This is a genomic window from Chitinophaga qingshengii, from assembly GCF_014529935.1.
GTDB lineage: Bacteria > Bacteroidota > Bacteroidia > Chitinophagales > Chitinophagaceae > Chitinophaga > Chitinophaga qingshengii.
The window spans coordinates 324,906-339,801 of the sequence record NZ_JACVFC010000002.1; the positions used below are offsets into that span (position 1 = coordinate 324,906).

General features: G+C 50.4%; 9 protein-coding genes. 2 read left to right on the forward strand and 7 right to left on the reverse strand.

The window, feature by feature from the left end:
- Positions 1 to 4 precede the first annotated feature (4 nt).
- Together ICL07_RS16665 and ICL07_RS16670 are read left to right on the forward strand one after the other, a co-directional pair.
- Entirely contained in the window at positions 5 to 2,137 is a 2,133-nt protein-coding gene (locus ICL07_RS16665) for a TonB-dependent siderophore receptor (RefSeq protein ID WP_188089157.1), read from the forward strand.
- A gap of 72 nt (positions 2,138 to 2,209) precedes the next feature.
- The gene (locus ICL07_RS16670; protein WP_188089158.1) at positions 2,210 to 2,392 is read left to right on the forward strand and encodes a pinensin family lanthipeptide; all 183 of its coding nucleotides are present in this window, start codon (positions 2,210 to 2,212) and stop codon (positions 2,390 to 2,392) included.
- Between the two features lie 51 nt (positions 2,393 to 2,443).
- Here the strand turns inward: ICL07_RS16670 and ICL07_RS16675 are convergent, their stop codons facing one another.
- The 7 genes from ICL07_RS16675 to ICL07_RS16705 form a co-directional block, all read right to left on the reverse strand.
- Positions 2,444 to 4,303, reverse strand: a complete 1,860-nt coding sequence (locus tag ICL07_RS16675; RefSeq protein ID WP_188089159.1) for a lanthionine synthetase LanC family protein — start codon at positions 4,301 to 4,303, stop codon at positions 2,444 to 2,446.
- Complete coding sequence (locus tag ICL07_RS16680) at positions 4,239 to 5,114, reverse strand: thiopeptide-type bacteriocin biosynthesis protein (RefSeq protein WP_188089160.1); 876 nt, start codon at positions 5,112 to 5,114, stop codon at positions 4,239 to 4,241. Before ICL07_RS16680 ends, ICL07_RS16675 begins: the two co-directional genes overlap by 65 nt.
- A 3-nt stretch (positions 5,115 to 5,117) precedes the next feature.
- Positions 5,118 to 7,640 carry a lantibiotic dehydratase gene (locus ICL07_RS16685; RefSeq protein WP_188089161.1) on the reverse strand — a complete coding sequence of 841 codons (2,523 nt, stop codon included), beginning with the start codon at positions 7,638 to 7,640 and terminating at the stop codon, positions 5,118 to 5,120.
- Positions 7,641 to 7,646: 6 nt separating this feature from the next.
- Positions 7,647 to 9,845 carry an ABC transporter transmembrane domain-containing protein gene (locus ICL07_RS16690; RefSeq protein ID WP_188089162.1) on the reverse strand — a complete coding sequence of 733 codons (2,199 nt, stop codon included), beginning with the start codon at positions 9,843 to 9,845 and terminating at the stop codon, positions 7,647 to 7,649.
- Between the two features lie 94 nt (positions 9,846 to 9,939).
- Positions 9,940 to 11,814, reverse strand: a complete 1,875-nt coding sequence (locus ICL07_RS16695) for a hypothetical protein (RefSeq protein ID WP_188089163.1) — start codon at positions 11,812 to 11,814, stop codon at positions 9,940 to 9,942.
- Between the two features lie 165 nt (positions 11,815 to 11,979).
- Positions 11,980 to 13,239 carry an outer membrane protein assembly factor BamB family protein gene (locus ICL07_RS16700; protein WP_188089164.1) on the reverse strand — a complete coding sequence of 420 codons (1,260 nt, stop codon included), beginning with the start codon at positions 13,237 to 13,239 and terminating at the stop codon, positions 11,980 to 11,982.
- 243 nt (positions 13,240 to 13,482) lie between these two features.
- A complete protein-coding gene (locus ICL07_RS16705; RefSeq protein ID WP_188089165.1) occupies positions 13,483 to 14,886 on the reverse strand; it encodes a SusD/RagB family nutrient-binding outer membrane lipoprotein in 1,404 nt (467 codons plus the stop codon).
- Positions 14,887 to 14,896: the final 10 nt, after the last annotated feature.

Genomic DNA, 14,896 nt, shown 5'->3' on the forward strand with positions numbered 1-14,896 from the left:
GCATATGAATAAAACATTACCGGTACTGATAGTGCTCTTTCCCGTTACCCTGTACAGCTATGGCCAGCATAAAACAGACAGCCTGCGCAAACAAAGACTACGGGAAATCATCGTGTTGGATAAAAAAAAGAGCATCAAGGCAGATAGCATGGCATCTACCTTACGCCTGGAAGGACGGATACTGGAAACACCACAAAACATCACCAGCGTCACCAACGAATTGATCCGTGAGCAAGGCGGTCTGGAAATAAAAGATATCGTACGCAACGCCAGTGGCCTTAAAATGGGCTATAACAGTTCGGTTTTTGATGCCTCCAGCACCGTCATGGTACGCGGTTTCGGCGCCATCACCTATGTAAACGGAATGCCGCAACGCAGCACCATGGGCGCCCTCATAGACGATGCAGCGATCATGGAACGGGTAGATTTTGTTAAAGGGCCCGCAGGTTTCCTCTTATCCGCCGGTGAACCGGGCGGTAGTATCAACATTACCACCAAAACACCCGGCCCCCAAGCCATCCGTCAGGTGGAACTAGCCGGTGGCAGTTTCGGATTACTACGTGTATCCGGCGACGTAGGCAGCGCCGTGAAAACAAAAGGATTTTCCTATCGTATCAATGCCGCCTATCAGCAACAGCAAAGCTTCCAGGATTTTATCAAAACCAGGAAATACATCGTATCCCCGGTACTGCAATACAACTTTAAACCCGGTACATGGTTGCTGGCGGAATACAACCTTATACGCATGACGGCAGATGGAGGCAGTAGTGTTACACAAGTAGGCACCGACGCTGACATACTGCAACATCGCATCGGCAACAACTACGCCGGCGATCCCAACCTGCCACAATCCTATACCGAATCGCAAAACGCCAGGCTATTGTTTTCCCATAGGTTCAACAGCGAATGGAAAATGACTGTCCAGTCAAAATACACCGTTACACCAGGCGCCGCCTGGTCTTTGTTGTCGGACAACTATTCTCCTGTAAATTTTGATCAGACCAATATTACCCGGCGTCTGCCGCAATACAGTGCGGTCACTGGCCGTGTGGCCGCAGCCCAGGCATATGTGAACGGAACGTTCAACACCGGGCGGGCAGTAAACCATCAGCTGGTAGCGGGCATAGATTACAACTATAGTAAAGATGAATTTTCCGTTGCTTACGGGCAATACACTTTTGCATTTGATAGGAAACAACCTCAATATGGGCTACCGGCAGATAGTGTGCAGGCACTCAGCAAACCCCGCGTAATTATGCGGGAAAACAACTGGTGGTCAGCTTTTGTATACAATACCACCCGTGTGCATCAAAACTGGCTGTTCAACTATGGTGGCAGGTTTACCTTTAATATGCCCGTCACCACCAATAGTAAAACGCCATTACGTAATGAAACAGCTTTTTCCCCACGGCTGGGCATTACACGCCTGCTGGGTGAAAACACCAGTATATACGCAGTATACGATCAATCGTTTATTCCGCAGGCAGGTGCTGACTTTGCGGGCAACAATTTTAAACCCTTGCGGGGCAATAGTATCGAGGCCGGGGCCAAAAGGGAGTGGTTTCAGCGCAAGCTGATCACTACCCTGGCCGTCTATCATATCGCTAAAAACAACTTGTTGGTATCTGACCTGCAACACCCCGGCTTCAGTCGCCAGATCGGTCAGGCTACCAGTACCGGCGTAGAAGCCGATATCATCGGACGGCTGTCTAATCGCTTTACGGTATCTACCAACTACGCCTACACGTATGCCATCACCAGCAAGGACAGCCGACCTGAAAACGAGGGTACCCGGCTGGCATTTACACCGGAACAGATGATCAATACATGGCTGCAATATGCCATCCCCGTTACACGGGAAGCCCGGTTAAGCCTCAGCGCAGGACAAACTACCGTTACCCGGACCGCCACCTATACGCCAGGTGTATACCTGAAAGGCTATACGAAGCTGGATGCAGGTGTATCCTGGGATGCAGGCCGGTGGTATGTACGGATCATTGCCGATAATCTCAGTAACAAAAGATATTTCTCCAGCGGGGATATTCTCATCGGTTCTATCCGACCGGGAGAAAAAAGCTACTACTACATAGAAGGAGCGCCTATCTCATTCAAAGCTTTCGCCGGTATCCGGCTATAAACATATTGCGCAATAAGGGGATATGCCGAAACCCCATAACAGTAGGCATTAACTATCAAAACACTATTTTTTATGAAAGAGCAATCCAACAACCTCCAACTGAGCATCGATGATCTGAAAATCGACAGCTTTGTTACCAGTCTCGACAATGAAATGAACATGCGTCTTGCCGGTGGCCTGGCAGGTCAAAGCCACCCTACGCATACTTTGCAAACAGATGATGAGCAGCACCTGTGCACCACCATTATCTGTTAATGTAAAAAGGCTGCCTCACAACATGAGGCAGCCTTTTTTATATCCGGCACCTTAAAGTACTTCCGGCCTAATCAAGCCTTGCTCCATCATGGAAATCGTTTGGGCTACCACTGCTGCAGTTGCCTGCTCACTTGCCGGTCCTTCCAAAAATGCAGACAGCACATCCCGCAAAGTACGCCCTGCCTGAAGGTTATCAAAGATAACAGCTGTCAGCTTTCCTACCGGGAAAACCGCCATACCATACTCCTGGTTTTGCAGCAGGTAATAATATATTCCCGGTTCATGCAAAATATCCTGATACCAGGGCCATTGGGTAACACACAACTGAGCCTCTTCTACCGGTATCCATTTGGTGTCGGGGACATGTTCCGGATCAATACTCTTTTGCCAGGTCATTTTTCTCTGCGCATAATACAATAACCCCTTATGATGTTTCCACAGCGCAGTCATCCGGTATTCGAGGGCAAAACAATCTGCCGCCTCGGCTGAAGCGGCTACCGCTTTTTGCAAAACCAGTTCTAATGCCGCTATATCAGGCATATCCGGCAGCTGCCATCCGTTAGCTTTTAACAACCGAAGTGTATGCGGATAGTACTTTGAAAATAACATCTTCTTCACCACGCCGGGAGGATACAAGGGAGCATCAGCGCTTTCTCCTGCGGGGATAACGGGATGCACTATCGCGTCCTCCCGGGGTGGCATCAGTACTGATAATAACATATACCCTACCCCGGACAATCCTGAGAAAAGTCCCGGGTCCTGCATCATCGTAGGGACGTAGCAGTTATAGGTGCCCTCAGCGTGGTAATAACAGACAGCCTCCCATGCCAGCCGTTGCGCTGTTTGCCGGAGTTCCGGTTGTTCCAGTGCGGTAGCTGCCTGCAACAGGAAAAAGACAATGCCGCCATAGCCGCTGCAAAGGGTGAAATCACCCCGGTTCAATGCCTGTACATCTTCCAGTGACCGCTGCACGGCATCCCGCACCTGCTGCAGCCAGTCGGCCCGTGGCGACTGTTTCCAGGCAAACAACCGGGCGATCCCCACTCCCGCCGCTCCGTGTGCCCAGGTATTGGTATCAGCGGCATCCTTACGGAAACGGGTTATCTCCCAATGAAAAATGGCCTCCCGCGCCAAACTGGTGCTGGTGAGGCGAAGATCCAGCCAGTTACGGGCAGCTGCATCATAATATTGCATCTCATAGTCCAGCGATTGTTCCGCCAGGTAATATAATCCTTCATCCCCGAAGTACGCAGCCACCTGCATCAGGGCGAAGGCAATGCCTGAAGCGCCATGAGAAAACCCGGTCAGGCTGTCATAACTCATCTTTACATGGCCCCACCGCAGGCCGTTTGGGGCGATACGCGCCTGTCGTATCAGGGTATCTGCCAGCGTGCGGATCAACGGAAGTAAGGTTTCCTCTTTCGTATATGCATGCAGGTGTGTGAGCACCAGGAGGTTTCCCGCATGACCGCTCAGCAAGTCGTCCTGCACCACCTGCTGCAGGAGTTCCGACCTAAAGTGGTTCACTAACTGCAAAGCCCGCTCCAGGTAGCGGTGATGACCGGAAGCTTCGTACAGTTGAGTGCATACGTACAACAGCCCGGCGGCGCCGGTATAAAAAGTAAAATATGGCGGTTGCAAAATATCCGGATGGTATAACAGTGTATCCGCCGCCGTTGTACAAACTTCCAGGTAATACGGCTCCCGGTAGTGTTCATACAACCGCAGGTAAAACAACATTACACCGGCACTGCCGTTGAACAGGTCTGTTTTCTCCATTAGCGTAGCCGGCTGCAAGGCAGGCAACACGGCCTTAGCAATACGGAGGAGTTCCGTCTCCAGCTTATTATCCAGGGATTCCATAAATATGTTCCAGGCATTTACCGGTGAAATACATAATATAGGCTTCATCGTGATTGGATACGCCCAGGCGGTTGTGCCCCATGTGCAGAAAACTACGGGTTATCGCACCCAGCCGGCCATCACGAATACCCAGCTGCCGGTATTGATTAAAAATGTGGTGATTACCTTTTGCAAATATTTGCAATGCAGCCGGTGCATTTTCATGTAACAGTTCCTCCCACAGGTTTACAGCGGCTTGCGTTAAAGTGGGCGCATAGGCAAGAAAACGTTCCTGCAACAGTTGCAGGTAATAGGCTTCCTGTTCCTGCCGGTCCTGTTGCGGATCATATAGGCGGGGTAACCACGATAATACAAACTGCCGGCATATATCCAGCGTTTGCAAGGGTGGTTCCCGCAAAGCCTGTAGTAGCGCCAGGTTTATTTTGATAGCGTGCAACAGTGTGTTGGATACACTCATTTGCTGTATCACTTCGAGTACGTACGTGGAAGAAAGTCCGAACTGTGCCTCCGCCAGGGACATAGTATCCTCATTGCCATAGCGGCTGATCTCCGGCACATAAGGTATATATTGCCAGGAATCGTTGGGTTGCAGCCCCCGTGATGAATACATGCTATCCTGCCGGAACGAGGGATATGCTGCAAAATAAGCAGTGGCAGCTGCTTCCAGTAATTGTCTCACCGCTGCCTGTTGATCGTGCCTGACATATAGCCGTAACCGTATATGCGGCCCGCCTTCCCGGTAACGAATAAAAAAATAAGGGCAGGCTACCTGCCGTACCACCGGCGCTATCAGCAGTTGCAGGAGCTTGTTGTGCGCTCCGGCATGAAACAGGTGCACAGATAACCATTCATTTCGCATAAACTAATATTGATACCAATGAAGCATATGTTCCGTTACAGTACCACGCTGCGAGGCATCCGGCAATACCTCTTCCATATAACAATAGCCGCCGGCGCGGGTTATCATCTTCCTGAAAACATTTACCAGCAATGGTTGCGTAAAATTGATATACTGCGGTTTATAGTCGTCCCGGTGAAGTTGCCCTTTCTTTCCGTCCCGGGCAGGTATGTAGGGCGATTTCAAAAACACAAACACCTGCTGTGGCAGGCTACGCGCGCTGCGCCAATACTGTAGCCGGAGAAAATAATCCGCCTCCGTTTCGTCATTCACAGGAACCGGAATGTCCGTGATGGTCACTAACCACCCTTTTCTTCTTAGTACCAGCCGGTTTTCAAAAACAATGCGGGGCAATATCTGCACAGGTCCAACAACCGAATGATAGTACTGGTCCACCGCCATTATAAAACTCCGCAATGGCAGCCTCGGCTCCGGATTAAAATGCGCTAGCAGGCGGTAAAAATGTGACCGGTTGTAAAACGATTCCAGGCACAGATCAAATGTATATACCGGTTTACCGCTGGGCACATGATACAGCTCTAACTGCCGCGGCTCCGCTGCCAATCGTATCACTATATCGTTCAGGGATACACGTTGCTCCGGCGGATAATTATTGCTGCCACCGGGAATGGTGATCTCATGGTCCAGCAATGGCGGGTGTATATTGGCATTAAAAACGGAGCCATCATTGAGTTCCATCATCAGGTGACCGGGATACAACGTCTTATTCCACTCGCGGAAAGTGGCCGTGATAGCAGGATCGAACAGATGCAGGAACCTGCCCGCTACTTTGCCCATACCTGGTAATAAGGCGTTGACGACCCCCATGACAGCGCCATGGTCAGGATAAAAAACCTGTACAAACATGCCCCTGGATACCGGTGTGGGTGACACCACCTTTTGACCGGAAACGTCCACCTGTTCACCGTTGATAGCCAACTGTACAGTGTCTGGTATATCCATCACCGTTGGACCGGCATCTGCGGATGGCTGTTTTTTTACGTGCAGATAATAAGTATGATAAAAATCCGCCACCGAAATCTGTTGTGTGGGATCGTATTGTTGCAGGAAAAAATCGAGCATCCGTTTTCTCTCCGGCTGTAACAGATCATAAGGCGCCAGCAGCGTGCATAACCGTTCCGCTTTTTCAGTCAGCGTCGTTGTATGTTCGGGAAGTACCTGCTGCTCCCTGGTATAGCTATCTTCATAAAAAATTTCAGACGGCAGGAAATGCCTGGGCGTAAAATGATGCACTTCAAATGCAGCCGCAGACGAAGGCAGCGCCGGGTTTACCGGTAATGCCGCTTCCTGCTGCAATTGCAGTAAAACGGTATTCAGTGCAGTTGCGGTTGTCTCCAGCAGCTGTGCACGCATAGCTGCATCCGAAGCAGCATACAAATTACGATGATGCGCCAGCAACCGCAATAGTTCGTTTAATGTTTCCCTGGCAATGCTTTCCGGTTGACTATCCGACAGAAATTCCATCAGGGCATGATCCCATTCCGGGTCCATACCGGAACAACCGATGCCTAACTCGAGGAAGCCGCTGGCAGATAGTTTCATTAGGAAGGACTTGATCTGTTCACGGGGTGTGTCTGGTATCTGTTGCATCAGTATATCCGTGAGCGTGCCCAGCCGAATGGAGGTTTTCAGGTGTTGAAACAGCCACAGTGCTATATTACGCGCGGGCAGACTTTGGAATGCTTCCACATTGAAATAGTTCACCAGGAAACGCAGGTGGGTATCATCCATCGTTACCGTCGCATTCAGTTTCACTTCCATCAACTCATTTATCACCGGATGATGTACCAGTAAACTCCGGAGATAGGTAAACAAACTGTTGTTCAACCGGATATTGCTGGTAACAGTGGCAGGGGCCACTACTCCCGGTTGCAGGCTACTGACACCCGTATACGTAAATGTACTGAAGGGCGAGGTCTTGGCTGCCATCCGGGTAATATAACGGAGCAGGCTATACTCATTTTTCAGTTCACCGGCTCTGAAGGCAGCGGGATCAGCAGCGATGAAGTGATGCAGCCGGGAAAAGAGTACGGGACTGGAAAGCAGGATGCCCTTACGGAGCGCTTCATTGCCGGACCAGCTTTGCAGCTGGCGACGATGCAGCAGTAATTGTTCCGCATAATATGCCTGCCAGGCCTCATATGCCCGCTGCCGTTGATAGTGCTGTTGCCGGTAATCCTGCAATGGAGCATGCAAGGCTTCAGGTATTTCTTCAGGTGGCGTACGCCCGTTGAATACAGCGCGTTTCCATCGCAGCAATAATTGGCGGGTATCATTGTCGGCCGCTTGCTGTATGGCAGTATACAACTGCTCACAAAGTTGTACCTGTAGCTGCCGGAAGGTCTGTTCCTGTAGTGCCCTATTTTCAAGGCATACAGGTAGATCAGGTATTTCCAAAGCCTTCAATGCAGAAAAATCCATCGCAGCGTAACGGAGCAGCGCGTAAGGAAAAAGTTTCACTGTCATATTCCTCTATTTTCCCAGCTCCAGCTGGTTTTTGACCAATTGATAATAGGCGCCGCGGCTGGCGGATAAGGTAGCGTGTGTACCGTTTTCCACGATGGTCCCTTTATCCATGACCAGTATCTGATCGGCGTGTTTAACAGTACTCAGCCGGTGGGCCACTACTACCACTGTTTTACCGGCAAAGAATTGTTGCAGGTTTTGTATGATAACACGTTCATTGTGTGCATCGAGGGCATTGGTGGCTTCATCCAGGAATACAAAGGAAGGGTTGCGATAAATGAGCCGTGCCAGCAGCAACCGTTGTATCTGCCCTTCGCTGAGACCGTAGCCATCTTTTCCAATCAGGGTTTCATAGCCAAACGGTAAGGAAGCAAAAAAATCGTGTATACAGGCCATACGGCAGGCTTCATGCAGGCGTTGATAGTCTTTGGCGGTGTCTCCGGCGAATACGTTACCGGCAATAGTATCGCGGAAGACGTATCCATCCTGCATAACGACACCGCAGTGCCGGCGCCAGGATTGAGCGGAGTATTCCTGTAGCGGCACATCTCCCAGCCATATTTCCCCTTCTTGTGGCGGATAAAATTTCAGCAATAGTTTTAACAATGTTGTTTTACCGCTGCCGCTCATACCCACTATAGCCGTTACTTTTCCAGCAGGAATCAGCAGATTGATATCGGATAGTATACGTGGCGAATGCCGGTGACCATAGCGAAAAGACACCTGACGAAGGCGTATATCCCTGCCGGTTACTGTGCCTGTAGTAATTTGTTTTAACAGCGGCGTGTCTTCTTCTGCCTCCCAATGTACCTCCGACATGCGTCGCAGGCTGAAACGGGTATTTTGCAAAGCCCTGATAAAATCGGTGAGCTGCGCCACCGGCACGCTGAGTTGCCCGCAGGTATAGGTGACCGCCAGCATGGCGCCTAAGGTGAGTTGCCCGTTCACCACCAGCACCGCTGCAAAACAAGTCACCAATACGTTGCGGGTTTCGTTGATAAACAAGGAAACACCCTGTACCAATTGATCCAGGCGCAGGCTTTCCAATTTTACAGCAACCGCTTGTTCCTGGATTGTTTCCCATTGCCCGGTTTTCTTCACCTCGCTGCCGGTGAGTTTTATCTCCTGCATGGCGCCAAACATTTCCAACAGCATGTCCTGGTTGGCAGACAGTACCCCGAACCGCTTCTGATCCAACCGGCTACGCCGCTCCCGGAAAGCATGGTTCCACCATATGCCGATAACACCGCCCAGCATAAACAAGGCGAACACCTGCCAGTGATAGTACAGCAATACCGCCCCGAGCACGATAATGGTGACAACCGATAAGGCAAAGCTCACCAACGATACAGTCAGAAAATCTTCTACCCGCTGATTGTCTGTCACCCGCTGCATGTTATCGCCTGCCTGGCGGTTATCAAAGAATGATAGTGGCAGCCGTAACAACTTATGCAGGAAGTCCTTCAACATGGCAATACTAACGTTGGCACCTATACGCAATAGCAGGCGGGCGCGGATAAACTCTGTCAGCATTCTGCCAGCAAAAAGCGCCAGCTGTGCAGCGCAGATCAGCATCAGCAGGGATACCTGCCGGTCGCGGATACCTCTGTCTACCACCGCCTGCGTCAGCAGCGGGGTAAGCAGGGCGAAGCCGCTGGCCAGTAATAATGTGGTGAGTACCGGCATCAGGCTTTTGCGGTGCGCTTTCAGATAAGGCCACAGCGGCTGTAAAGATGCTGGTGCATCGGCTATTTCAGGTGCTTCATAAAACGCTGCTGTGGGCTCGAGAAAAAGTGCACGGCCATAACCTGGTTGGTCGCCCGATTGCCATGCTGCCATAAAATCCGCCAGGGAGTAACGGCTACGTCGTCCCAGTGCCGGATCGGCAATATATACCTGTGTATCAGTAACACGGTACAGTACAACAAAATGTTGTTTATTCCAGTGGAGTATACACGGTAACGGCGCCTTTTTAGCCAATACCGTAAAAGGCAGTTCCGCAGGGAGCGTTTTAAAACCCAACTGTTCCGCTGCGGCTATGATGTCAGCAAATGTAACGCCCTGCCTGGATATACGACAGGCGTTGCGCAGGTATTGCAATGGGTATACACGCCCGTGCCAGGCTGCCATCATCTTCAGGCAGGTAGGGCCACAATCCATCGCATCCGACTGCCGGTAAAAAGGGAAGTTATCTCTACGAAACACTTTTTTGAAACATTGTTGCAATTTTAAAGATATATAAAATATGCAACAACGTTTCAAAAAAAAATAAAAAAATAAAAACAAACGTATTTTTACCCTAACATATCCTGGTAACTCCTTCTACCAGGCAATGATATGGATTGAATCCGCTGAATTCCATAGAACTTGATACGGTACCAAGATAGGCACGCCTGATAGCTCTTCCGGCAAGAGCAGGAAGCGAATAAGTACTTCTGAAATGCCTGTCCATATCCACAAATATCCGGGCGTGGGTATCACCGTTTTCACCGTTATCCCCGATGATCAGGTGTATCCATATTCTTCCGACCAATTCCCGTAAAGCTGCAATTGGTCCGGAAAAGTCTTCTCTGAAGTTTATCAGGGCTTCATCGAACAAACGGCACCATTTTTCGGACAGTGGCAGCAATTGCGGCTTGTCATACTCCATCGACATACAATCGGTTAACACATCAGTGGCAATATCATTACATCGATGGTATATTTCTTCGCTATAAACGTCTTCCAGCAAAACTCTTTTTAGCGTGCGGGAAACCAGGCCGGAAATGTCTGTCCCGGTGACAGTCCAGAGCGGGTCCCAGCTATCAGTATGTAATTGTTCTCCGGGTAATGTTTGGGCGATAACATTTCTTTCGCCCGGTTTGGCGGGTGCAAAAGCATTTTGTATAGCAGGGCTTCCCTTTTCCAATCCATCCAGCTGTGCCCTGATCAGGTAACGGGGAATGATGGCATACCAGAGACAACTGGCCATCGACATTTCTCCCACATCAATATGTCCTTCCTCTCCGCAATCACAATGAAAAACTTCATCTGTAACAGCGGCGAGTGCATGTGCATATCCCGCGATACCCTTGCTACCGGCGGCAGACATAGCCACCAGCGCTTCATTCAGGCCATCGCCCTGGGTAGCGTCAAATATAATGTCCACGGCTTCATCATAACGGATCAGGTTATCTACTGCACGCCTGATCTTTCCGCATTTCCTGGTAGCTGTAAAAACGCCGGTGTCGTCAGCCAGGTGACGATAACCATCCGCTCCCAGGCCTATCCGGTGATAGCCTACCATAGCCGCTTCCCACCATCGCATTGTCATAAACTCGCCGGGAGTTACCGGCCCGTTGTTATTTGCCAGCAACCGTTTCAGTTCTTCAATATCCCTTTTCATGGTGACTGCTGTCACCGCTTTCCGGGTCTGCATAAAAGCGGCACATAAAACAGCATCCCGGATAGCTGGTGTAACTGCCGATCCACCCAGACAGGCCAGGCCTTCATTCATGGCGCTCAGGTAAATTTCCATATCCCCCAGGCCGGGATCGTCGGCGGAACCCACGAAATCACTACCAGTAGTGATACACATGATAGCTCCTCCCAAATCATGAATACGGCCATCGTTTATGCGTATAAACTGCCATGCCAGCGCACTGCCGAAGAAATCCCGGATCATCATGGGCGCGGCATGTTCCATCTTACCCGAAGCCCATTTGCGATATTCCTGCCAGAGCGCCAGTACTTCATTTCCTTTTTTAGGAATCAGCACACCAACCTCCGGTATCCACTTACCTGCTTTTGTTTTTCCAACAGCCACTGTCGCCGCCGCTAATATCGCGGCTGTCGCCAGCGGTCCGGCTGATAATAGTTGTTGAAGGTCTTTGGAAAAAACAGCCTCAACAGCCAGGCGGCACATTTCATCTCCTACAGTGGTGGTAGATACTTTTCCCGACGTATAGGGCACATACCCCGGCTCGGCTATTACCTGCGTATATGGTTCACTTCCCGGTGAAGGATTATTACTCCGTCCTTCACACAAGGATATTAACCCGTGAATACTGGGTTCACTGTCTTCCACCAGTAAACATTCTTTCGGGCTCCAGATGTCAGGTGTTAATGTTTTCAAATAGGAACGATGCGCAGATATGCGGCTCTCTGCGAGCAATTCGATAGCATTGATCGACATGATGATGGTCTTTTGAGAATTAGTTGATGGTTATTTTGGATATGGTCACCTATATAGACTAAAAGTACTCCATACCGCTGAAGTATTACCGCAGTGACGAAAGCGGTATTTACCTGCATAGGTCGGATATAGATAGCCCCGGCGGCCATACCGGGGGCTATCCTGTTACTTCAGTTCAATTGCATACAGCTGCCCGGTGGCAGTCACCGCATATACTGTATTACCGGCTATGACCGGCGCAGTGGCAATGGGTCCGAGCCGATATAGTTTATCCATCACCGTTACCGTGGTGGAAAACAAGGCCGGATCGGCGCCGGCAGCGAGGTGCCTGAACCTGATTCGGCCGGTGCTGTCCAACAGCTGTGCCGCCAACCGTCGCCTCGCCGGGGTATCAAAAGTATCTACCTGTTGCCAGTTGTTGGTATTGACCAGGAAAAGACGACCGGTGAAATCGCCATAGCACAAGGTAGTACCGGATACCACCGGCGCCCCAAACACATAACCGCCGCCACGATGACGGCGCAATTCCTTCCCGGTAGCGGCATCGATGTCCAGCATCAGGTAACTATCGGATGTTCCCACGTAGACATGCCCGTTAGCCACAACGGCCGCACCTACAATCCAGGCGACGCCGGCACTGTATTCCCATTGTTTATTGCCGGTATGAAGGTCCAGCGCATATAAACGGGCATCGCGGGCGCCGATGTACACGGTATTACCGGCTACTACCGGTCGGGCCTGTATACCTTCCAATACGTGAGAGTCCGGATCTTCCCCGGTTTTAAAGCGCCACAACATCTTTCCGGAAGCTGCATCCAACGCATATACGTAGGTGTCCCAGCTGCCGGCCAGTACGATCCCCTGCCGACAGGCTACGCCGGCATGTATAGGTCCGCCTGTTTTGAACTTCCAGCGCAGCTTACCGCTGGATTTATCCAGGGCGTATACACAGCTGTCACTGCTGCCAAAGTAAACCGCCGCTTCGTCTGCTGCGGGGGCCGACAGGTATAAGTCGTACTGGTCTTCCATGTACATCGTATCCGGCTTCATGGTCCACAGGCCTTTGGCCCCGATCCTCCGCTCGCCTCCGGTGCGGAATTTCCAAAGCGCTTTCCCGGTACCCGCCTCGATGGCATAATAATACCCGTCATAGCTGCCGGCGAAAATAGTGGTACCGGATACCAGTGGCTCGGTAGCAATACCTTTACCGGCCTTGTACGACCATTTTAAGGCGCCTGTCTTTTGGTTGATGGCATACAGGCGCCCGTTCATCCCGGCCAGCAGAATATTATCTTCATACAAAACAGGGGTAGCAAAAACCTTATCATCTACCTTAAACAATTGACGGGAAGCGCCAAACTTTTGATGTTGTGCCTGCACATCAGTGATGATGAGAAGCAGGAAAACAGAGAGCTTAAATTTCATGAGTTAAATGAATTGTCTATAAAGCAGTATTGTCCGACCGAAATAAATCAATATTGGACAAAGCAAGACAGACAAGGATTTGCCAAGTTGATACAAGCCCATTCATTTTCGTGCAAGTTATCAAGCAGACAACTTTCGGTGATATTTCCCATTTAAAACAGGCACTCATACTGGTTTAGAAGAGTGACCGTTTCTTCTAAAGAAAAAGGCCGGCTCAACAGCCAGCCTTTTGTCTTTATCCTTCTAGTTATTCGTATCCCACCAGACACGGTCGTTGATGGTAGCTTTCTGATCAGGTTGCGGATTCGTCAGTAACTCTACCGCCGGGTATGGCCACCTTCTCGGAATACCTTTCGCTGTGGAACCTACATACGGTTTCAGCTGCGGGTACCCGGTACGGCGCCAGTCGTTGTATGCTTCGGGCGACAGGAAATCAGCAATATACTTTTCAGTGATGATCTGTTGCACGGCATTAGCAGCAGTCAATTCCGGACGGCTATCGATATACGTTTGCTGCGCAGCAGCCGGAACGCCCAGCATGGACATATGCGCGGCAATGGCATCCTTATAAACCGGTGCAGCCGCAGCGGCGCCGGATTTAATGAAGGTAGCTTCCGCTTTGATAAACAAGGCTTCGCTGTAAGTCACCAGATACAGTTTCGCTGCCGCATCCGCATAAAAACTATTCACGGCCGACAACATTTTCGGATCAGCCACAGGTATATCATTCACACCACGGCCCACATACTCTCCTGCCTTATTTTTAGTGGCGATAACAGGTAAACGCGGGTCCTGCCGGATTTTCAGCGAATCCACAAAAGATTGTCCCAGTACTACTCCGCCGGACGCCTCACCGGTATTATAATACCAGGGGTTGGAGGCGCTGCCGGTTCCCGGATACGGAACAAAAGCATTATCCGCATTGCTGCCGAAACCCTTTGCCAATGCAGTCAGCGCGCTGTCGGCCTGCAAGGCGGCCGTACGGCCCGGCGCTTTGCTCAGGCGCAGGTAATACCTTGCTTTAAGGGTATATACCAGTTTTTTCCACTGATCGATATCACCATTATAGATGTAATCGTCTGCTTCCGGAACGACTTTACTACCCGGCTTGTTCAGATTCAGCAAAGCGCTGTCGAGCAGTTGCTGAATGGTGATATACATTGCTTCCTGGCTATCGTATTTAGGCTTTGTTACCTGTGGCATACGGAACCCTTCCGAATAGGGAATATTGTTCCATAAATCGGCTGCAATAGCCAGGTTGTAGGCAAACAACGCCTGACCAAGACCGGCATATTCATATCGCTGGGCGGCCGTAGCCTGGTTGATCAGCACACGCACGTTCTGAAAGACAGTCGTGTACAGGGAATAGCTCCAGGTATTGTTCACATCCACATTCGTAATGTAGTAGGATTCCAGGTTAGGCGCCTGCTGATTCAGCGACAGATGCTGCATCCAATAGGCGGTAACGTTAGTACTGGTACCACCCACCACCAGCGTACTGGTGGCAGCTTCAATGGGCGACAACATCAACGACTCCTTTACAGTAAGCGGATTATTCGGATCATCATTGATGTCCAGGAATTTTTTACACCCGGTAAAAAGGAGCATGGAGCAACTCATCAAAGCGAGTGTTCTGATTATTTTCATGTAATTAGCT

Bases quoted from the DNA above. Each gene is read 5' to 3' on its own strand.
- ICL07_RS16700 (WP_188089164.1), bottom strand. From the start codon at position 13,239: ATGAAATTTAAGCTCTCTGTTTTCCTGCTTCTCATCATCACTGATGTG.
- ICL07_RS16685 (WP_188089161.1), bottom strand. From the start codon at position 7,640: ATGACAGTGAAACTTTTTCCTTACGCGCTGCTCCGTTACGCTGCGATG.
- ICL07_RS16665 (WP_188089157.1), top strand. From the start codon at position 5: ATGAATAAAACATTACCGGTACTGATAGTGCTCTTTCCCGTTACCCTG.
- ICL07_RS16670 (WP_188089158.1), top strand. From the start codon at position 2,210: ATGAAAGAGCAATCCAACAACCTCCAACTGAGCATCGATGATCTGAAA.
- ICL07_RS16705 (WP_188089165.1), bottom strand. From the start codon at position 14,886: ATGAAAATAATCAGAACACTCGCTTTGATGAGTTGCTCCATGCTCCTT.
- ICL07_RS16695 (WP_188089163.1), bottom strand. From the start codon at position 11,814: ATGTCGATCAATGCTATCGAATTGCTCGCAGAGAGCCGCATATCTGCG.
- ICL07_RS16680 (WP_188089160.1), bottom strand. From the start codon at position 5,114: ATGCGAAATGAATGGTTATCTGTGCACCTGTTTCATGCCGGAGCGCAC.
- ICL07_RS16675 (WP_188089159.1), bottom strand. From the start codon at position 4,303: ATGAAGCCTATATTATGTATTTCACCGGTAAATGCCTGGAACATATTT.